25 protein-coding genes are annotated in these 19,097 nt (G+C 64.0%); all 25 read right to left on the bottom strand.

Annotation, left to right across the window (positions count from 1 at the left end):
* The 25 genes from tatC to ACFOPH_RS19090 all read right to left on the bottom strand — a co-directional run bounded on the left by tatC (position 1) and on the right by ACFOPH_RS19090 (position 19,065).
* Positions 1-759, bottom strand: a complete 759-nt coding sequence (gene tatC / locus ACFOPH_RS19210) for a twin-arginine translocase subunit TatC (RefSeq protein ID WP_312547347.1) — start codon at positions 757-759, stop codon at positions 1-3.
* A complete protein-coding gene (tatB, locus tag ACFOPH_RS19205) occupies positions 760-1,260 on the bottom strand; it encodes a Sec-independent protein translocase protein TatB (RefSeq protein WP_379736961.1) in 501 nt (166 codons plus the stop codon).
* Between the two features lie 15 nt (positions 1,261-1,275).
* Positions 1,276-1,518 carry a Sec-independent protein translocase subunit TatA gene (tatA, locus tag ACFOPH_RS19200; protein WP_312547343.1) on the bottom strand — a complete coding sequence of 81 codons (243 nt, stop codon included), beginning with the start codon at positions 1,516-1,518 and terminating at the stop codon, positions 1,276-1,278.
* A 136-nt stretch (positions 1,519-1,654) separates the two neighbouring features.
* A complete protein-coding gene (locus ACFOPH_RS19195; protein WP_312547341.1) occupies positions 1,655-2,029 on the bottom strand; it encodes a histidine triad nucleotide-binding protein in 375 nt (124 codons plus the stop codon).
* A gap of 114 nt (positions 2,030-2,143) precedes the next feature.
* Entirely contained in the window at positions 2,144-2,485 is a 342-nt protein-coding gene (locus tag ACFOPH_RS19190; RefSeq protein ID WP_312547340.1) for a phosphoribosyl-ATP diphosphatase, read from the bottom strand.
* Positions 2,478-2,915 carry a phosphoribosyl-AMP cyclohydrolase gene (gene hisI, locus ACFOPH_RS19185; RefSeq protein ID WP_312547339.1) on the bottom strand — a complete coding sequence of 146 codons (438 nt, stop codon included), beginning with the start codon at positions 2,913-2,915 and terminating at the stop codon, positions 2,478-2,480. The genes ACFOPH_RS19190 and hisI overlap by 8 nt, the downstream gene beginning before the upstream one ends.
* 1 nt (position 2,916) lies before the next feature.
* Entirely contained in the window at positions 2,917-3,678 is a 762-nt protein-coding gene (gene hisF, locus ACFOPH_RS19180) for an imidazole glycerol phosphate synthase subunit HisF (RefSeq protein WP_312547338.1), read from the bottom strand.
* 19 nt (positions 3,679-3,697) lie between these two features.
* On the bottom strand, positions 3,698-4,474 hold the full coding sequence (gene hisA, locus ACFOPH_RS19175; protein WP_312547336.1) for a 1-(5-phosphoribosyl)-5-[(5-phosphoribosylamino)methylideneamino]imidazole-4-carboxamide isomerase: 777 nt from the start codon (positions 4,472-4,474) through the stop codon (positions 3,698-3,700).
* A 28-nt stretch (positions 4,475-4,502) separates the two neighbouring features.
* The gene (gene hisH, locus ACFOPH_RS19170; RefSeq protein WP_379736960.1) at positions 4,503-5,144 is read right to left on the bottom strand and encodes an imidazole glycerol phosphate synthase subunit HisH; all 642 of its coding nucleotides are present in this window, start codon (positions 5,142-5,144) and stop codon (positions 4,503-4,505) included.
* 14 nt (positions 5,145-5,158) lie between these two features.
* Positions 5,159-5,749, bottom strand: coding sequence for an imidazoleglycerol-phosphate dehydratase HisB (gene hisB / locus ACFOPH_RS19165; protein WP_312547334.1), 591 nt, complete (start codon positions 5,747-5,749; stop codon positions 5,159-5,161).
* Between the two features lie 19 nt (positions 5,750-5,768).
* On the bottom strand, positions 5,769-6,875 hold the full coding sequence (gene hisC / locus ACFOPH_RS19160) for a histidinol-phosphate transaminase (protein WP_379736958.1): 1,107 nt from the start codon (positions 6,873-6,875) through the stop codon (positions 5,769-5,771).
* A gap of 2 nt (positions 6,876-6,877) precedes the next feature.
* Positions 6,878-7,696 (bottom strand): DNA-methyltransferase, encoded by an 819-nt coding sequence (locus ACFOPH_RS19155; protein ID WP_312547332.1) that lies wholly within the window; start codon positions 7,694-7,696, stop codon positions 6,878-6,880.
* On the bottom strand, positions 7,693-9,009 hold the full coding sequence (hisD, locus tag ACFOPH_RS19150; protein ID WP_379736957.1) for a histidinol dehydrogenase: 1,317 nt from the start codon (positions 9,007-9,009) through the stop codon (positions 7,693-7,695). The genes ACFOPH_RS19155 and hisD overlap by 4 nt, the downstream gene beginning before the upstream one ends.
* A gap of 13 nt (positions 9,010-9,022) precedes the next feature.
* A complete protein-coding gene (hisG, locus tag ACFOPH_RS19145; RefSeq protein ID WP_312547329.1) occupies positions 9,023-9,715 on the bottom strand; it encodes an ATP phosphoribosyltransferase in 693 nt (230 codons plus the stop codon).
* Between the two features lie 7 nt (positions 9,716-9,722).
* Entirely contained in the window at positions 9,723-10,973 is a 1,251-nt protein-coding gene (gene murA / locus ACFOPH_RS19140; RefSeq protein ID WP_379736956.1) for a UDP-N-acetylglucosamine 1-carboxyvinyltransferase, read from the bottom strand.
* A 2-nt stretch (positions 10,974-10,975) separates the two neighbouring features.
* Entirely contained in the window at positions 10,976-11,212 is a 237-nt protein-coding gene (locus ACFOPH_RS19135) for a BolA family protein (RefSeq protein ID WP_312547326.1), read from the bottom strand.
* Between the two features lie 56 nt (positions 11,213-11,268).
* On the bottom strand, positions 11,269-12,036 hold the full coding sequence (locus ACFOPH_RS19130; RefSeq protein WP_312547324.1) for an ABC transporter permease: 768 nt from the start codon (positions 12,034-12,036) through the stop codon (positions 11,269-11,271).
* Entirely contained in the window at positions 12,033-12,965 is a 933-nt protein-coding gene (locus tag ACFOPH_RS19125; RefSeq protein ID WP_312547322.1) for an ABC transporter ATP-binding protein, read from the bottom strand. The genes ACFOPH_RS19130 and ACFOPH_RS19125 overlap by 4 nt, the downstream gene beginning before the upstream one ends.
* A 322-nt stretch (positions 12,966-13,287) precedes the next feature.
* Positions 13,288-13,563 (bottom strand): STAS domain-containing protein, encoded by a 276-nt coding sequence (locus tag ACFOPH_RS19120; protein ID WP_379736955.1) that lies wholly within the window; start codon positions 13,561-13,563, stop codon positions 13,288-13,290.
* A gap of 3 nt (positions 13,564-13,566) precedes the next feature.
* A complete protein-coding gene (locus ACFOPH_RS19115) occupies positions 13,567-14,211 on the bottom strand; it encodes an MlaC/ttg2D family ABC transporter substrate-binding protein (protein WP_312548734.1) in 645 nt (214 codons plus the stop codon).
* Between the two features lie 92 nt (positions 14,212-14,303).
* Entirely contained in the window at positions 14,304-15,110 is an 807-nt protein-coding gene (locus tag ACFOPH_RS19110; RefSeq protein WP_379736954.1) for an MlaA family lipoprotein, read from the bottom strand.
* Positions 15,110-15,583, bottom strand: a complete 474-nt coding sequence (mlaD, locus tag ACFOPH_RS19105; RefSeq protein ID WP_312548737.1) for an outer membrane lipid asymmetry maintenance protein MlaD — start codon at positions 15,581-15,583, stop codon at positions 15,110-15,112. The genes ACFOPH_RS19110 and mlaD overlap by 1 nt, the downstream gene beginning before the upstream one ends.
* Positions 15,584-15,632: 49 nt before the next feature.
* Positions 15,633-16,415 (bottom strand): lipid asymmetry maintenance ABC transporter permease subunit MlaE, encoded by a 783-nt coding sequence (mlaE, locus tag ACFOPH_RS19100; RefSeq protein ID WP_312548740.1) that lies wholly within the window; start codon positions 16,413-16,415, stop codon positions 15,633-15,635.
* Positions 16,412-17,215: an ABC transporter ATP-binding protein gene (locus ACFOPH_RS19095; protein ID WP_312548742.1), complete on the bottom strand. Its 804-nt coding sequence runs from the start codon at positions 17,213-17,215 to the stop codon at positions 16,412-16,414. The genes mlaE and ACFOPH_RS19095 overlap by 4 nt, the downstream gene beginning before the upstream one ends.
* 386 nt (positions 17,216-17,601) lie before the next feature.
* Positions 17,602-19,065 carry a glutamate synthase subunit beta gene (locus tag ACFOPH_RS19090; RefSeq protein ID WP_379736953.1) on the bottom strand — a complete coding sequence of 488 codons (1,464 nt, stop codon included), beginning with the start codon at positions 19,063-19,065 and terminating at the stop codon, positions 17,602-17,604.
* Positions 19,066-19,097: the final 32 nt, after the last annotated feature.

Genomic DNA, 19,097 nt, shown 5'->3' with positions numbered 1-19,097 from the left:
TCAGGCCGTTTCTTCCGGCGCGCGCGTCATGCGCACGAACATCGGCGCCACCAGCAGGCCCAGCTCGAACAGCAGGCACATCGGAATGGCCAGCGCCAGCTGGCTGACCACGTCCGGCGGCGTGACGATGGCCGCGATGACGAAAGCGCCGACGATGATGTAGGGGCGCACCGCCTTCAGCTTCTCGATGCTGACGATGCCCATGCGCACCAGGATCACGACCACCACCGGCACCTCGAAGGTGGCGCCGAAGGCCAGGCACATCGACATCACGAAGTCGAGGTAGTTTTCGATGTCCGGCATCACGGCGATCGAGGATGGCGCGAACTCGGCGATGAAGTGGAACACCCGGCCGAACACGAGGAAGTAGCAGAACGCGACGCCGCCGATGAACAGCAGCGAGGACGAGATCACCAGCGGCAGCACCAGGCGCTTCTCGTGCGCATACAGGCCGGGGGCCACGAAGGCCCAGATCTGGTAGAACACCCAGGGCAGCGCGATGATCAGCGCCACCATCAGCGTGACCTTCATCGGCACCAGGAAGGGCGAGACGACGCCGGTCGCGATCATCTTGGCATCCTGCGGCAGCGACTGCAGCATCGGGGACGCGAGGAAATCGTACACTTCCTTCGGCCCTGGCCAGATCATCAGCGCGATACAGACCACCGCCACGCCGATAATGGCTTTGACCAGGCGGTCGCGCAGTTCGACGAGGTGGGAGATGAAGGTTTCTTCGACTGGCGCTTCTTCGGTCGTCATCTAGAAAAAAGAACTATTGGAGGATTTCACGCCCGGCCGGAACTTGCGCACGCGTGCGGCGCCCGACAACACCCGGGTCTTGCCGCCATGGCGGTGCTTGTACCAGGCGGGAACGGCGGACGAACGCACCAGCTTCTTGCGCCGGAAGTCGCGCGCCTTGCGCTCGATGTCGTCGGCGCTCGCGCTGAACGTGGACACGGGCGGGGTCGGCTGGATATCGCCCTGCCAGGCCGATTCCACCTCCTGCTTGGCGCTCGAGAAATGATGCTCGACGTCGGACTGGAATTCGGCGGCGCTGTCGGCCACTTCCTTCTGCAGGTTGCGCAGCTCGTCGAGCTGGATCTCGCGGCTGACCTCGGACTTGACGTCGTGCAGGTAGCGCTGGGCGCGGCCGTACAGGGTGCCGGCCATGCGCGCTACCTTCGGCAGCTTCTCGGGGCCGATCACGATCAGCGCCACCACGCCGATGATGGCGAGCTTGGACAGTCCCAGGTCGATCATGGCGCGACGACGGGATTACGAACGGTGCTTTTCGCGGGTTTCGACGTCGATCGTCGACTTGTCCGCTACCTGCTGGGTCGGCTGTGCGGGATTGGCAGCGGTGCTCGCCGGCTTTTCTTCCTCGCCCTTCACGCCGTCCTTGAAGCCCTTCACGGCCTTGCCGATGTCGGAACCGACATTGCCCAGCTTTTTGGTACCGAACAGCAGCACCACCACGACCAGCACGATTACCCAGTGCCAAATACTCATCGAACCCATCGTTTTCTCCTTCATGGGCACGGGCGCCCAAAATCAATGCAACTTGTGTGCAAAATGCCGGCGCAAGCTTATGCGCAAAACTTAAGCGTCAGTATACGCGAAGCAGCGCCTGCGTGACCGTCCTTGGGGAATATTGTCAGGTGCCAAGACCACGCCAGGGCCGCGGACCGCCATACATGTGCAGGTGCAAGTGGTACACCTCCTGGCCACCGTTCGGACCGCTGTTGACCAGGGTCTTGTAGCCGCCGGTGCGCTTGCCCTCGGCATCGACGCCGACGCCGACGCCGTGCTCGGCCGCCAGCTTCGGCGCCAGGGCCAGCATCTTGCCCAGCAGCGCGGTATGCGCTTCGGTCGTATCCGACAGCGTGTCGATGTGCTCCTTCGGAATCACCAGCAGGTGCACGGGGGCGGCCGGGTTGATGTCCTTGAAAGCCAGCAACGCATCGTCCTCGTAGACGACGTTCGCCGGAATCTGCTTGGCGACGATCTTGCAGAAAATGCAGTTATCCATGTTGTCTCCAGTGTGCTTGCCGCAACGGCGACGCCGGCAATCCCAACCATCGTAACCGAGAACGATGACGGCGCAATGACGCGTCGCGCAAGAACGGTGTTAACTACGCAGCATTTACGCGTCCTTGCGCGCGGCTTTTTCTTCCAGGCCAGACACGCCTTCGCGGCGCGCCAGCTCGTCGACCACCTGCTGCGGCGTGAGACCGAATTTCGCCAGCAACACCATCGAATGGAACCACAGGTCGGCGACTTCGTACACCAGCTTCGCATTGTCGCCCGAGACGCGCGCGTCCTTGGCGGCCATCACGGTCTCGGTGGCTTCTTCGCCGATCTTCTTGAGGATGGCGTCGTCGCCCTTGGCGAACAGCTTCGCCACATAGGAAGTCGCGGGGTCGCCGCCGTTGTCCGGCTTGCGCGATTCGATCACGGCCGCCAGGCGGGCCAGGGTGTCACTCATGGGTTTTCTTCGTATTCGTGTAAATCGTTTCCGGATCGCGCAGCACGGGGTCGGCCGCCTGCCAGTCCTCGCCGTCGAACTTCTGGAAGAAGCAGGAATGGCGCCCGGTATGGCAGGCGATGCCGCCAGCCTGCTCGATCTTGAGCAGCACCACGTCCTCGTCGCAGTCGAGGCGGATTTCCAGCACCTTCTGGGTGTGGCCGGACTCTTCGCCCTTGTGCCAGAGCTTCTTGCGCGAGCGGCTCCAGTACACGGCTTCGCCCAGCTCCACCGTGCGCGCCAGCGCGTCGCGGTTCATCCAGGCGAACATCAGGATGTCGCCCGTGGCCGCTTCCTGGGCGATGACCGGCACCAGGCCGTTCTCGTCCCAGCGCACTTTTTTCAGCCACTTCGCGTTCGGGGTCGGTGTCGTTGCGATCGGGTTCGTCATGTCAGTCCATCCGCATCGGAATGCCGCGTTCAGCCATGTAGCGCTTCGCCTCGCCGACCGTGTGCTGGCCGTAGTGGAAGATCGAGGCCGCCAGCACCGCGTCGGCATGCCCTTCGAGCACGCCGTCGGCCAGGTCCTGCAGGCCGCCGACGCCGCCCGAGGCGACCACCGGAATGCCGACGGCATCCGACACCGCACGGGTCAGGCCGAGATCGAAGCCGGACTTGGTGCCGTCGCGGTCCATGCTGGTCAGCAGCAGTTCGCCGGCGCCCAGCTCCTGCAGCCTGATCGCCCATTCCACCGCGTCCATGCCGGTGGCATTGCGCCCGCCATGGGTGAACACTTCCCATTTGCCGGGTGCGGTCTGCTTGGCGTCGATCGCCACCACGATGCACTGCGCACCGTGCTTCTGCGAGGCCTCGTGGACCAGCTGCGGATTCTGCACGGCCGAGGTGTTCATGCTGACCTTGTCGGCGCCGGCGTTGAGCAGGCGCCGCACGTCCTCGACCTTGCGCACGCCGCCGCCGACGGTCAGCGGAATGAACACGGTCGAGGCCACCGCCTCGATGATCGGCAGGATCAGGTCGCGGCCGTCGCTCGATGCGGTGATGTCGAGGAAGGTGATCTCGTCGGCGCCCTGCCCGTCATAGCGGCGCGCGATCTCGACCGGATCGCCGGCGTCGCGCAGCTCGGTGAAGTTGACGCCCTTGACGACGCGGCCACCGGTCACGTCCAGGCAGGGGATGATGCGTTTTGCCAGCATAAATAATCTAAATAAAGCCTCAGGCCTGTTCGCCTTCGGTCAGTTCGTCCGCGCGGGCCTGCGCGGATTCCAGGTCGAGCGTGCCTTCGTAGATCGAGCGGCCGCAGATGACGCCTTCGATGCCCTCGTCCTGCACCGCGCACAGCGCTTCGACGTCGGCCAGGTTGTGCAGACCGCCGGAGGCGATGACCGGGATCTTGACGGCCTGGGCCAGGCGCACGGTCGCCTCGATGTTCACGCCGCCCATCATGCCGTCGCGGCCGATGTCGGTGTAGATGATCGATTCGACGCCGTAGCCTTCGAACTTCTGGGCCAGGTCGATGACTTCGTGGCCGGACATCTTGCTCCAGCCGTCAGTTGCCACCTTGCCGTCCTTGGCGTCCAGGCCGACGATAATGGAACCGGGGAAGGCGCCGCAGGCGTCGTGCAGGAAGCCCGGGTTCTTCACCGCGGCGGTGCCGACGATGATGTAGCTGATGCCGTCGTCCAGGTAGCGCTCGATGGTGTCGAGGTCGCGGATGCCGCCACCCAGCTGGACCGGGATCTCCTCGATGTCGTTGTCCTGCGCGTATTCCTGGACGACTTGCAGGATCGACTTGATGGCCGACTCGTTCTTCGGCTTGCCGGCGAAGGCGCCGTTCAGGTCCACCAGGTGCAGGCGGCGCGCGCCCTTCTTCAGCCAATGCAGGGCCATTTCGGCGGGGTCTTCGGAAAAGACGGTGGCGAGGTCCATGTCGCCCTGTTTCAGGCGAACGCAGTGACCGTCTTTCAGGTCGATGGCAGGGATCAGCAGCATGGTCGTGGTCGGTAAGTGAACGAAGGGTTCAAGGATTCCAGTGGATGAAATTACGGTACAAGCGCAGGCCGGCGGCCGCGCTCTTCTCGGGGTGGAACTGGGTGGCGACGATGTTGTCGCGGGCGACGGCGCAGGTGTAGAAGCCGCCGTAGTCGGTTTCGCCGATGGTGTCGGCGGCGACCTCGGGCACGACGTAATAGCTGTGCACGAAGTAGAAATAGCTGTTGTCGGCAACGCCATCCCATAGCGGGTGCGCGCGCGTCTGGCGCACGCGGTTCCAGCCCATCTGCGGGACCTTGAAGCGCGAGCCGTCCGCCTGGACTTTCCCGTCCAGCTGGAAGCGCACCACCTTGCCCGGCAACAAGCCCAGGCCCGGCGTGCCGCCGTTTTCCTCGCTCTCGTCGAACAGCATCTGCTCGCCCACGCACACGCCCATCACCGGACGGGTCGCGAATGCGCGGCGCAGGGCTTCCTCGGCGCCCGAGGCGCGCAGGCTGTCCATGCAGTCGCGCATCGCGCCCTGACCCGGCAGCACGATGCGGTCGGCCGCATCGATGTCTTCGGCCTTGTTCGAGACCAGGATGTCGGCTTCGGGCGCGGCGGCGCGCAGGGCCTGCGCCACCGAGCGCAGGTTGCCCAGGCCGTCGACCACTACGATCTTGTTCGTCATGGCTTAGTCGACCCTCACAGGCTGCCTTTGGTCGACGGGATGATGCCGGCGGCGCGCTCGTCGAGCTGGGTCGCCATGCGCAGCGCGCGGCCAAAGGCCTTGAACACGGTTTCGCACTGGTGGTGGGCGTTCACGCCGCGCAGGTTGTCGATGTGCAGGGTCACGCCTGCGTGGTTGACGAAGCCGCGGAAGAATTCGCCGGTGAGATCGACGTCGAAGGTGCCGATCATGGCGCGCGTCCAGGGGATGTGCATCTCCAGGCCGGGACGGCCGGAAAAGTCGATCACCACGCGCGACAGGGCTTCGTCCAGCGGCACGTACGAATGGCCGTAGCGGGTCATGCCCTTCTTGTCGCCGACCGCCTTGGCGATCGCCATGCCGAGGGTGATCCCGGTGTCCTCGACCGTATGGTGGGCATCGATGTGCAGGTCACCCACGGCGTCGACTTCCAGGTCGATCATCCCGTGGCGGGCGATCTGGTCGAGCATGTGGTCGAGGAAGGGCACGCCGGTGTTCAGCTTCTGGCGGCCGGTACCGTCGAGGTTGATCGCGACGCGGATCTGCGTCTCGTTGGTGTTGCGGGTGATTTCTGCGGTGCGGGTCATGAAAAGGTGCTCGTTGGGGTCAGGTCGCGGCTTGCTTCGATGCGAGCGCGGCCTTCAGTCCGTTCAGGAATGCGGAGTTTTCCTCCGGCGTGCTGACCGTCACACGAATGCAATTGGCCAGCGATGGGTGCATTTTACTCAAATTTTTGATCAGCACCTTCCCGGATAGCAGTTTTGCGCAAACACCGGCAGCGTCCGGCACGCGCAGCGAGATGAAATTCGCGGCCGACGGAAATACTTCGACTCCCGGCAAGGCCGCCAGTTCGACGGCCAGGCGCTCGCGCTCGGCGTTGATCGAGGCAGCCTGGGCATCGAGCACCTCGACGTGGTCGAGCACGAACTCGGCCGCCACCTGGGTCAGCACGTTGACGTTGTACGGCGGGCGCACCTTCTCGAACTCGGCCAGCAGCTTCGGCGCGGCGGTCATGTAGCCGAGGCGGATGCCGGCCAGGCCCAGCTTCGACACGGTGCGCATCACGACCAGGTTCTCGAACTCGCCGAGGCGGTCCATGAAGGTCCGGCGCGCGAACGGTTGATACGCCTCGTCCAGCACGGCGATGCCGGTCTCGCCCAGGGCGCGCAGGATGGCTTCGACCTCGTCGGTGGCGAACAGGTTGCCGGTCGGGTTGTTCGGGTAGGCCAGGAACACAACGGCCGGCTTGTGCTCGGCAATCGCCGCCAGCATGGCGTCCAGGTCGAGCGAGAAGTCGGCCTTCAACGGCACGCCGACGAAGTCCGCGCCCGCGAACTGGGCCGAGCGCGCATACATGACAAAGGCCGGCACCGGCGCCAGCACGACGGCGCGCCGTTCCTGGCTGGCCACCGTGGTGGTGACGATCTGGATCAGCTCGTCCGAGCCGTTGCCGAGCAGGACACCGTAACCTGCCGGGATGCCGAGCTTGGCGCTGACTTTCTGCTTCAGCGTGGCGTAGGACGCCACCGGATAGCGGTTCAGCACCGCGTCGGCCAGGCGCGTGGCCAGCTCCTGGCGCAACGCCTCCGGCAGCGCGTACGGGTTTTCCATCGCGTCGAGCTTGATGTAGCCGCTCGCGTCGGGCACAACATAGGCACTGTCGGCGCGGATGTCGGCGCGGATGACGTTGGCAATCAGGTTATCGATGTTCATGCTCACTCCTCGGTGGCGGCGCGCGCGGCGCGCGCGATGCTCTTGCGTTTCTTGATGGTGGGTGCGGGGTCGGGCGCCGCCAGGCGCGCCTCGATGATCTCGCAATACGCCGGGTTCAGCTCGAAGCCGGAAAATTGGCGGCCCAGGCGCTTGGCTGCGATCGCCGTGGTGCCGCTGCCCATGAAGGGGTCGAGCACCACGCCGCCCGGCGGGCAGGAAGCCTTGATCATGCGCTCGATGATCTCGAGCGGCTTTTGCGTCGGGTGGTCGGCGCGCTCCGGGTGTTCTCGATGCAGGCGCGACACGCTCCACAGGTCCTTCGGGTTGTAGCCGACCTCGAGCCACTTGGCGCCGACGAAGATCGAGCGCGTGCGCGCCTTCTTGGTCGCCTCGTCGTAGGGCACGCGCACCGCGTCGAGGTCGAAGTAGTAATCCTTGCGGTTGACAAAAAAGCCGATGGTGTCGTGCACCGACGAGAAGCTGCGCACGCTGCCGCCCATCGAGGGCACGCGGCGGTCCCAGATGATCTCGTTCATCATCGTCATGCGCCGCTTCAGCATGACGAAGATCTCGGGCGCGAAGCGCCAGGTGAGAAAGATGTACAGGCTGCCATTGGGCTTGAGCTTGGGCAGCGCCGCGTCGATCCACTGCTCGGTCCAGGACAAATACGCCTCGACGCTCTGCTGGTCCGAGGCGTTGCCGTAGTCCTTGCCGAGGTTGTAGGGCGGGTCGGTCAGGAGCAGGTCAATGGCCCCGTCGGGGATGCGCGCCAGCCCTTCCAGCGCATCCTCGCAGAAGACCTGGTTGACCCAGCCTGTCATGACTGCTGCTTGATCCGCAGCTCTGCACTGCGCGCGTGCGCCTGCAGGCCTTCGCCGTAGGCCAGTTCGGCCGCGACCTTGCCCAGCGTCTGGGCGCCGGCTTCGCTCACCTGGATCACCGAGGAGCGCTTCTGGAAGTCGTACACGCCCAGCGGCGACGAGAAGCGCGCGGTGCGCGAGGTCGGCAGCACGTGGTTCGGGCCGCAGCAATAGTCGCCCAGCGATTCCGACGAAAAGCGGCCCAGGAACATCGCGCCGGCGTGGCGGATCTGCTCGGCCCACTGCTGCGGGTTCTCGGCCGAGATCTCGAGGTGCTCGGCGGCGATGTCGTTGGCGATCGCGCAGGCTTCGGCCATGTCGCGCACCTTGACCAGGGCGCCGCGGTCGGTCAGCGAGGTCGTGATCGTCTCGTGGCGCGGCATGGTTAGCAGCAGCTTGTGGATGCTGGCCTCGACCTGGGCGATGTAGTCCGCGTCCGGGCACAGCAGGATGGCCTGGGCCAGCTCGTCGTGCTCGGCCTGCGAGAACAGGTCCATCGCGACCCAGTCCGGGTCGGTCGTGCCGTCGCACAGCACCAGGATTTCCGACGGGCCGGCAATCATGTCGATGCCGACCGTGCCGAACACGCGGCGCTTGGCGGCGGCCACATAGGCGTTGCCCGGGCCGACGATCTTGTCGACCGCCGGAATCGTCTCGGTGCCGTAGGCCAGCGCGCCCACGGCCTGGGCGCCGCCGATGGTGATCACGCGCGTCACGCCGGCGATCGCGGCGGCGGCCAGCACCATCTGGTTCTTGACGCCGTCCGGGGTCGGCACCACCATCACGATGTCTTTTACACCCGCCACTTGGGCGGGAATGGCGTTCATCAGCACCGACGAAGGGTAGGCCGCCTTACCGCCCGGGACGTAGATGCCGACGCGGTCCAGCGGCGTCACGCGCTGGCCCAGCACGGTGCCGTCGGGCTCGGTGTAGGTAAAGCCGTTCAGTTCCTGCTTCTGGCGCGCGTGGAACACGCGGATGCGTTCGGCCGCCACTTGCAGCGCGGCGCGCTGGGCTTCCGGCAGCGCGGCCAGGGCCGCCTGCAGCTCGTCCTGGGTCAGGTCGAAGTCGGCGATGCCGGCCGCATTCACGCGGTCGAAACGGTTGGTGTACTCCAGCACGGCAGCATCGCCGCGCGCCTTGACGTCGGCGAGGATCTTCGCCACCGCGGTTTCGATCGCATCGTCGGTCGCGGCTTCAAAGGCGAGCAGCGTATGCAGCTGCTCTTTGAAGTTCGCGTCGGTGGAATCGAGTTTGCGGATCTGGACTGCCATGATGTTTACCTTGTTACTTCGTGTTGAGGCGGGATGCGGTACGTGAAGCGCGTTCGAACGCCTCGATGATGGGTTGCAGGCGCTCGCGCTTGAGTTTCAGCGCGGCCTGGTTGACGACCAGGCGCGAGGAGATCTCCATGATCTTCTCGACTTCGACCAGGTTGTTGGCGCGCAGGGTGCCGCCGGTCGAGACCACGTCGACGATGGCGTCCGACAGCCCGACCAGGGGCGCCAGTTCCATCGAGCCGTACAGCTTGATTAGGTCGACGTGCACGCCCTTGCTGGCGAAGTGCTCGCGCGCGGTGTGCACGAACTTGGTCGCCACGCGCAGGCGCGCGCCCTGGCGCACGGCGGTTTCGTAGTCGAAGCCGGCGTTCACCGCCACCGACATGCGGCAGCAGGCGATGTTCAGGTCGACCGGCTGGTACAGGCCTTCGCCGCCATGCTCGAGCAGCACGTCCTTGCCTGCCACGCCGAAATCGGCCGCGCCGTACTGGACATAGGTCGGCACGTCGGTGGCGCGCACGATCAGCACGCGCACCAGCGGGTCGTTGGTCGCGAGGATGAGTTTACGCGAGGTTTCCGGGTTCTCGGTGACGGTGATGCCGGCGGCTTCCAGCAGCGGCAGCGTGTCCTCGAAGATGCGGCCCTTGGACAGGGCCAGGATCAGGCCCGGTTCCGTGGGCGATTGTGTTGCGATGGTCATATGGGCCTTACTTGATGCGCACGATGTCGGCGCCGACCGCCGACAGCTTCACTTCCATGCGGTCGTAACCGCGGTCGAGGTGATAGATGCGGTCGACAATCGTCGTGCCTTCGGCCGCCATGCCGGCGATCACCAGCGAGGCCGAGGCACGCAGGTCGGTCGCCATCACCGGCGCGCCGACCAGGCGGTCGACGCCCTTGATGAAGGCGGTGTTGCCCTCGGTCGAGATGGTAGCGCCCAGGCGGTTCATCTCCTGCACGTGCATGAAGCGGTTCTCGAAAATGGTCTCGGTCACGCGGCTCGGGCCGGCGGCGATGGTGTTCACCGCCATGAACTGGGCCTGCATGTCGGTCGGGAAGCCCGGGTACTCGGTGGTGCGGAAGGACACCGGCTGCGGGCGGCCGTCCATGCGCGCGCGGATGGTATCCGTGCCAATCTCCATCTGCAGGCCGACTTCGCGCAGCTTGTCGAGCGCGACATCGAAAATGTCGGTGCGGGTGCGGGTCAGCACGATGTCGCCGCCGGTGGCCGCGACGGCGCACAGGAAGGTCGCGGCTTCGATGCGGTCCGAAATCACGGCGTGCTTCGCGCCATGCAGGCTGTCGACGCCCTGGATCACCAGGCGGTCGGTGCCGATGCCTTCGATCTTCGCGCCCATCGCCACCAGCAGGTTGGCCAGGTCCGTCACTTCGGGCTCGCGCGCGGCGTTCTCGAGGATGGTCTCGCCTTCGGCCAGGGTCGCGGCCATCAGCAGGTTCTCGGTACCGGTCACGGTGATCATGTCGGTCAGGATGCGCGCGCCCTTCAGCTTCTTCGCCTTGGCGTAGATGTAGCCGCCTTCGATCGTGATCTCGGCGCCCATCTGGCGCAGGCCCTTGATGTGCTGGTCGACGGGGCGCGAACCGATGGCGCAGCCGCCCGGCAGCGAGACCTTGGCCTCGCCGAAGCGCGCCAGCAGCGGGCCCAGCACCAGGATCGAGGCGCGCATGGTCTTCACCAGTTCATATGGCGCTTCGAGGCTGGTGATGCTGGCGCCGTTCAGGGTGACGTTTTCGTCGTCCTGGGTGACCTTCAGGCCGGTCTGCGCGAGCAGCTTGAGAATGGTCTTGACGTCGTGCAGGCGCGGCACGTTGGTCAGTTCGACGTCGCCGCTCGTCAACAGGCCGGCGCACAGGATCGGCAGCGCCGCGTTCTTGGCGCCCGACACCGGGATCTCGCCGTTCAGGCGCTTGCCGCCGACAATCTGGAGCTTGTCCATGCTTATCCTTGGTACTCTTCTGGGGTGAGGGTCTTCATCGACAGCGCGTGGATTTCTTCGCGCATGCGGTCGCCCAGCGCGGCGTACACCAGCTGGTGGCGCTGGATCGGGCGCTTGCCGGCAAAGGCCGGCGAGACGATCACGGCCGAGAAATGGCGGCCGTCGCCTTCCACCTGCAGGTGGGTGCATTCCAGGCCATTGGCGATGTAGCTGTGGATCAGTTCTGGGGTGGTCGACACGATAATTCCTAATGAATAAATGTTACTGCGCGATGTTTATTGTCGTTCGGTGCGCTTCAGTGGCGCAGCTTGTAGCCGTGGCGGAGCAGGTTGATCGCCACTGCCGCCAGCACCGCGAAGAACGCGGACACGATGGCAAGGCTGGTCCACGGCGAGATGTCGGACTGGCCGAAGAAGCCGTGGCGGAACCCGTCAATCATATAAAAGAACGGGTTGAAATGCGAGACTGCCTGCCAGAATGCCGGCAGCGAGTGGATCGAATAGAACACCCCAGCCAGGAAGGTTGCCGGCATGATCAGGAAGTTCTGGAACGCGGCGAGCTGGTCGAACTTGTCGGCCCAGATGCCGGCGATCACGCCCAGGGTGCCGAGGATGGCCGCGCCCAGCACCGCGAAGACGATGATCCACAGCGGCGCGGCAAAGCTCAGGTGGGCGAACCAGGCGGTAATCGCGAACACGCCGGCGCCGACCACCAGGCCGCGCACGACCGAGGCCGAGACATAGGCCAGCAGGATTTCCCAGTGCGACAACGGCGGCAGCAGGATGAACACCAGGTTGCCGGTGATTTTCGACTGGATCAGCGAGGACGAGGAGTTGGCGAAGGCGTTCTGCAGCACGCTCATCATCACCAGGCCCGGGATCAGGAAGGCGGTATAGCTCACGCCCGGATAGACCTCGACCCGGCCCTCCAGCACGTGGCCGAAGATCAGCAGGTAGAGCATGGCGGTCAGGATCGGCGCGGCAATGGTTTGCGTGGCCACTTTCCAGAAACGCAGCATCTCCTTGTAGAACAGGGTACGGAAACCGACAGAAACGAAATTCACAGTGCACCCTTTCCGGCTTTGGCATCGCCCATGATTTGCAGGAAGATGTCTTCCAGGTCGGCTTGCTGCAACTGCATCTCGTCGACCACGGCGCCGCTTTCCCGCAGGCGCGCCAGGATCGATTCGACCTCGCCCGGCGCATTGATGCGCAGGCTGTAGCGGTTGCCCTTGCCGTTGCCTTGTTCGTCGTGCGAGACCAGGTGGCGCAGGCCTTCCGGCAGCGCGCCCTGCTTCAGGTGCACGATCAGTTGCGAGCCGGAGACGCGGCGCAGCAGGCCCTGCATGGTGTCGAGCGCCACGACCTGGCCGAGTTTCAGCATGGCTACGCGCTGGCACATGGCCTCGGCTTCTTCCAGGTAATGGGTGGTCAGCACGACGGTGTGGCCTTCGCGGTTCAGGCGCGAGATGAATTTCCACAGGGTCTGGCGCAGTTCGACGTCGACACCCGCGGTCGGTTCGTCCAGCACGATGACGGGCGGCTTGTGCACCAGGGCCTGGGCCACCAGCACGCGGCGCTTCATGCCGCCGGACAGGGCGCGCATGTTGACGTCGGCCTTGTTCGTGAGGTCGAGGTTTTCCATGACCTCATCGATCCACTGATCGTTGTTCTTGATGCCGAAGTAGCCCGACTGCAGGCGCAGGGTTTCGCGCACGGTGAAGAAGGGATCGAACACCAGTTCCTGCGGCACCACGCCGAGCTTCCTGCGCGCCTCGCGGAAATCCCTCACCACGTCGTGGCCGTGGATCTTGACGCTGCCGACGTCCGGCCGGATCAGCCCGGCGATGGTGGAGATCAGGGTGGTCTTGCCGGCGCCATTCGGGCCGAGCAGGCCGAAGAACTCGCCTTGTTCGATGTTCAGGGAAACGCCTTTAAGGGCCTTGAAGCCCTTGTAGCTTTTCTCGACGCTGTCTATCTGGATCGCTGTCATTCTTGTTCGGAGTTGGCCGCGGCGCGGGCGCGCGCGGTCCGGGCGGGGAAACGATCCATTATAGGGGAAATCGTAAATGCAAGAGCTTGGGGGAACGAGTCGACGGCGGCGGTGACCGTAGGGTGGGCACTCCGTGCCCACCGGAACGTGGTGTCATCGGCGGCGATGGCGATAAAGGCAAGGCCGGCGCAGCCGTTCAAGCTCCAGGGGAAAATCGATAGCGCATCGGACAAGACCAGGCGTTATCGCGGCGCTCCCATTTGACGCGCCGCGTGTATGCAACGTTTACGCGTGGGCACGGAGTGCCCACCCTACGCCCGTGTTACGACCGCTCCAACAGCCCGTCCAGGCCGTACAGGTTGACCAGCGCATCGACATTCGCCGGCACGTTGATGAAGCTGAGCCTGCGCCCGGCGTCGTGCGCGCGGCGTTGCCAGGCGAGCAGCAGGGCCACGCCGGACGAGTCGACGGAGCGCACGCCGCCGAGGTCGAACACGGTCTCGCCGGCCTGGATCGCCGCAATGCCCTGCTCCAACGCCGCGTTGGCGTTCTGGAAAGTCAGGGCATCGAGCGAGAGCATGGGATTTGCTTCTGCCATCGATTACTTCGGCGCTTTCAGCGGCTTGCTGGCCAGCTGGCGGTTACGCTCGGCCAGGCGGGTGATCAGGCCATCGATGCCGGACTTGTTGATCTCGGCCTTGAAGGTGCCCTTGTAGGTCTCGACCAGCCAGGCGCCCAGCACGTTGATGTCGTAGATTTTCCAGCCCTGGTTGCCCTTGGACAGGCGGTAGTTCAGGGTGATCGGCTCGCCGCGGGTGACGTTCACCTGCGAACGCACTTCGACGTCGGTATCTTGCGGGCTCGAACGCATCGGCTTGAACTCGACGGTTTCGTTCTTGATCTGCGACAGCGCGCCGGAATAGGTGTACACCAGCAGCGTGCGGAATTCTTCCGACAGGCGCTTCTGCTGTTCCGGGGTGGCCTGGCGCCAGAACGGGCCGGCAGCCTGGGCGGTCATCTTCTCGGCATCCACGTGCGGCAGGATTTTCGAATTGACCAGGTCCATGATCTTGGCGCGGTTGCCGGCCTGGATGTCCTTGTCGGCCTTGACGGTCTCGATGACGTCGGCGCTGATGCGCTTGACCAGCACGTCAGGGGCTTCGGCGCTGGCCGGGGCCGCAGCGAGCACGCTGGTGGCAAAGGTGAGCGAAGCAACGGTGGCGATGAGTTGGGCGATGGGTTTCATATGGCTCTCTCTTTTCTGTTCGTTGGAAGTGCCGGCTGGGAAGTCGCTTCATGCGGGCGCCAGCTGGCGTCTTCGATAACTGACTGAGTGAATTACTGTTTTTCGGGCGCCGGGTTGGCCGGCGGCGACACCGGTTCCGGCACGACCTGGGTGTTGGTGGTCGGTGCATCGTCCGCGTCGGTTTCGTCCGCGGCGCGCGGCACGTTGCCGTCGAAGACCTGGCTCTGGCGGCGCTGCATGTAGCCGTCGCGCAGGAATTCGTAACGGTCCAGCGCAGCCTCTTCCATCAGGTTCGATGCGTCGAGCAGGGAAGCGCGCTGGTCGACGACGCGGATGCCGCTGCCGATGTTGCGCCAGTTGTGCGGATCCTTGCGCTTCCAGGGATCGCCCCAGCGGTCAGCCGGCAACGCAGCCGTATCACGTATCGTAGATGGGCCGAAAATCGGCAACATCAAGAAGGGACCCGACGGAACACCCCAATAACCGAGGGTTTGGCCGAAGTCTTCGTTGTGTTTTTGCAACCCAGCTTCCGACGCGATGTCGAGCAGGCCAAGAATGCCGAAGGTCGAGTTCAATGCTACACGGGTAACATCGGTCATGCCGGCTTCGCCCTTGCCTTGCAGCAGGTTGTTGACGGCGCTCCAGGCATCCGACAGGTTACCGAAGAAGTTGCCGACACCGGTCTGCACGAAGCCCGGCGTAACCTTCTTGTAACCGGTGGCGACCGGCTTCAGGGCGACACGGTCGATGGTGTCGTTAAAGGCGAAGCTCGCCCGGTTGAATTTCTCGAGCGGATCCTGCGGATTGCTCGTGGCGCAGCCGGACAGCACGGCGCAGGCGGCTACCGCCAGGGCCAGGCCGCTCAGGCGCGGCAGGGTCGTCATGTTCTTGCTTTTCATTATTCGCTGCCATCCTTTCCTTCGGCAGCCTTGCTGTAGATGAACTGGTTGATCAGGTCTTCCAGCACGGTTGCCGATTGCGTACGGTTGATTCGATCACCGTCGACGAGGTTGTTGGTGTCGCCGCCGGGTTCGATGCCAATGTATTGCTCGCCCAGCAAACCTGCGGTCAGGATCTTGAGCGACGAATCTTTCGGGAAGTGATAGCTTTGGTCCAGGTCGAGACGCACATTCGCCTGGAACGTCTTATCGTCGAAGGTAATGTCGCCCACGCGACCGACCACGACACCGGCGCTCTTGACTGGCGCCTGCGGTTTCAATCCACCGATGTTGTCGAACTTGCCGGTGACAGCATACGTATCGCTGAACGAGAGCGAGCTCATGTTTCCGGCCTGGAGGGCCAGGAACAAGACAGCGGCTGCGCCCAACAGGACAAAGAGGCCGACCCAGATGTCGATGATTTTGCGATGCATAGTAATTTCCAGTATTCAGGCCGTCTGTGCGCGGCCAAACCAAACAATATTATTGAGTGAACATCAGGGCGGTCATGACGAAGTCCAGTCCCAGCACCAGCAGCGACGCGATCACCACGGTCCGGGTGGTGGCGCGCGCCACGTCGGCCGGCGTCGGCTTCACGTGGTAACCCTGGAACAAGGCGGTAAACGTCACGGCGACACCGAACACGAAACTCTTGATGATGCTGCTGACCACGTCGCGCTGGACGTCCACGCCGGCCTGCATTTGCGACCAGAACGCGCCTTCATCCAGGCTGAGCAGTTTCACGGCGACCAGGTAGCTGCCCATGATGCCGACGGCCGAGAACACGGCGGCCAGCACCGGCATGGCGACCACGCCGCCCCAGAAACGGGGCGCCAGCACGCGCTGCACCGGATTGACCGCCATCATTTCCATGGCCGACAGCTCGTCGTTGGACTTCATCAGGCCGATCTCGGCGGTCAGCGAGGTGCCGGCACGGCCTGCGAACAGCAGCGCCGTCACGACCGGGCCGAGTTCGCGGATCAGAGACAGGGCCGTCAGCGAGCCGAGCTTTTCCTCGGCGCCGAACTGGATCAGGTTGACGTAGAACTGCAGGCCCAGCACCAGGCCGACAAACAGGCCGGAGACGATCGTGATGACGAGCGAGTAATTGCCGATGAAATGGATCTGCTCGGAAATCAGGGTCGGACGACGGAAGGCGCCCGGCGAAAAACGCAGCAGGTTGAAAAAGGCGCGCGTGGCGAAGCCCAGGCTTTCGATCGACTCGCGCACGGTGGCGCCAGTCTTTGCAAGAAAATTCAGGATCATCCCTGCGCCTCCAGGCCCAGGTCCTCGGCCAGCGACTTGCCGGGATAATGGAAGGGCACGGGGCCATCCGGCTCGGCATTCACGAACTGCTTCACGTAAGGATCGGTCGACACGCGCAGTTCTTCCGGCGTACCTTCGGCAACGATCTTGCCGGCCGACATGAAGTACACGTAATCGGCAATGGCGAAGGTTTCCTTGACGTCGTGCGAGACCAGGATCGAGGTCGAGCCGAGGGCGTCGTTCAGGTTGCGGATCAGGTTGGCGGTGACGCCCATCGAGATCGGATCGAGGCCGGCGAAGGGTTCGTCGTACATGATCAGTTCCGGATCGAGCGCAATGGCGCGCGCGACGGCGACACGGCGGCCCATGCCGCCCGAGATTTCGCGCGGTTTCAGCTTCGAGGCATTGCGCAGTCCGACGGCGTTGAGCTTCATCAGGACCAGGTCGCGGATCATCTCTTCGGACAGGTCGGTATGCTCGCGCAGCGGGAAGGCGACGTTGTCGAAGATGGTCAGGTCATTGAACAGGGCGCCGAACTGGAACAGCATGCCCATGCGGCGGCGCAGGCGGTACAGGCCTTCGGTATTCAATCGATGCACGACCTCGCCGCCGACCCGCACTTCTCCGCGCTGCGGACGAATCTGTCCGCCAATCAGGCGCAGCACCGTGGTCTTGCCGCAACCGGACCCGCCCATGACGGCAATTAGCTTGCCGCGCGGGAAGTCCATGCGCAGGTTCGACAGGATCTTTCGATCGCCGTAGCCGAACTCGAGATCGCGTATTTCTACAAGGTTAGACACAAAGGGTTATTCGGTTTTAGAGAATCCCGTATTGTAGTGCAGAAACTGCAACCGCCGCTTGAGCCACCTCGATTTCGGCCAGGCCCACGACGTATGATTACAACACAAATAACCCGTGAGTCAGCTATTTAAAGTTATAAGTAATTGTTTTTCTTGGGATATGCATATACAACAACATTTCTCTTTATTGCACTGAATCAATATAGCTATCCAACTGGAACAGATTGACGGCATTGACGCGAGCAGCCGGTACGGTCTTCCAGCGCCTGTTTCGTTGCATGCGAAAGAGCTGGTGTAGGTCGCTAAGAACAATAAAAGGGCGCACCCGCAGTGCGCCCTTTTATTGTGTCGAACTATGGTACCGGACTGCGGTACCCGGCTGCGCTTCAGCGCGGCAGCAAGGACGCGCCCATCAGGAACTCGTCCACCGCGCGCGCGCACTGGCGTCCTTCGCGGATCGCCCACACGACCAGCGACTGGCCGCGGCGCATGTCGCCGGCAACAAACACCTTCGGCACCGAGGTCTGGTAGGCGCTTTCACCCTCGACCGTGGAGCGGGCGTTGCCGCGCGCATCCTTCTGCACGCCAAAGGCGTCGAGCACCTGCTGCACCGGCGAAATAAAGCCCATTGCCAGGAACACCAGGTCGGCCTTGATCTCGAATTCCGAATCCGGCACTTCGCTCATCTTGCCGTCCTTCCACTCGACGTGGCAGGCGACCAGTTTTTCCAGCTTGCCGTTCTTGCCCTCGAAGCGCTTGGTCGCCACGGCGAAATCGCGCTGGCAGCCCTCTTCGTGCGAGGACGAGGTGCGCAACTTCGTCGGCCAGTAAGGCCAGACCAGCGGTTTGTTCTCTTCCTCAGGCGGCATCGGCATCAGTTCGAACTGGGTGACGGAGACGGCGCCGTGGCGATTCGAGGTACCGACGCAGTCGGAACCGGTGTCGCCGCCGCCGATCACGACCACGTGCTTGCCCGTCGCCTTGATCTGGTCCTTTACTTTATCTCCGGCATTCACGCGGTTTTGCTGGGGCAGGAAATCCATCGCGAAATGCACACCCTTCAGGTCGCGGCCCGGCACCGGCAGGTCGCGCGGCTGCTCGGCGCCGCCGGCCATGACGACGACGTCGAACTGCGCGGCCAGGTCTTCCGGGAAGATGGTGTCGCGCGCCATGTTGCTGACCGTGGTCGGGAAGTCCTTGCCGATCAGCACGCCGGTGCGGAAGGTCACTCCTTCGGCCTGCATCTGCTCGATGCGGCGGTCGATCAGGCCCTTCTCCATCTTGAAGTCGGGGATGCCGTAGCGCAGCAGGCCGCCGATGCGGTCGCTCTTCTCGAACACCGTCACGTCGTGGCCGGCGCGCGCCAGCTGCTGGGCGGCGGCCAGGCCGGCGGGGCCGGAACCGACCACGGCGACCGTCTTGCCGGTCTTGACACTTGGCGGCTGCGGCACGACCCAGCCGTGTTCCCAGGCCGTGTCCGCGATCTTGCGCTCGATCGACTTGATGCCGACCGGGTCGTTGTTGATGTTCAGTGTGCACGAGGCTTCGCAGGGCGCCGGGCAGATGCGGCCGGTGACCTCGGGGAAGTTATTCGTCGAGTGCAGGTTGTCGATCGCGCCGCGGTAGTTGCCGTGGTAGACCAGGTCGTTCCAGTCGGGGATCTGGTTGTTGACCGGGCAGCCGGTGTTACAGAAGGGAATGCCGCAATCCATGCAGCGTGCGCCCTGCACTTTGGCCTGGCTGTCGCTCAGGGTGAGGACGAATTCCTTGTAGTTCTTGACGCGTGCAGCGGGTTCCAGGTGGTCTTCTTCCTGGCGTTGAAATTCCATGAAGCCGGTGATTTTGCCCATGCTGTTTTTCCTTGTATTCGTGCCGAAGATCG

The sequence above is a fragment of the Massilia haematophila genome, from assembly GCF_042647645.1.
In the GTDB taxonomy this organism is placed as follows: Bacteria; Pseudomonadota; Gammaproteobacteria; order Burkholderiales; family Burkholderiaceae_D; genus Telluria; species Telluria haematophila.
This window is presented reverse-complemented; position numbering and strand designations above follow the sequence as displayed.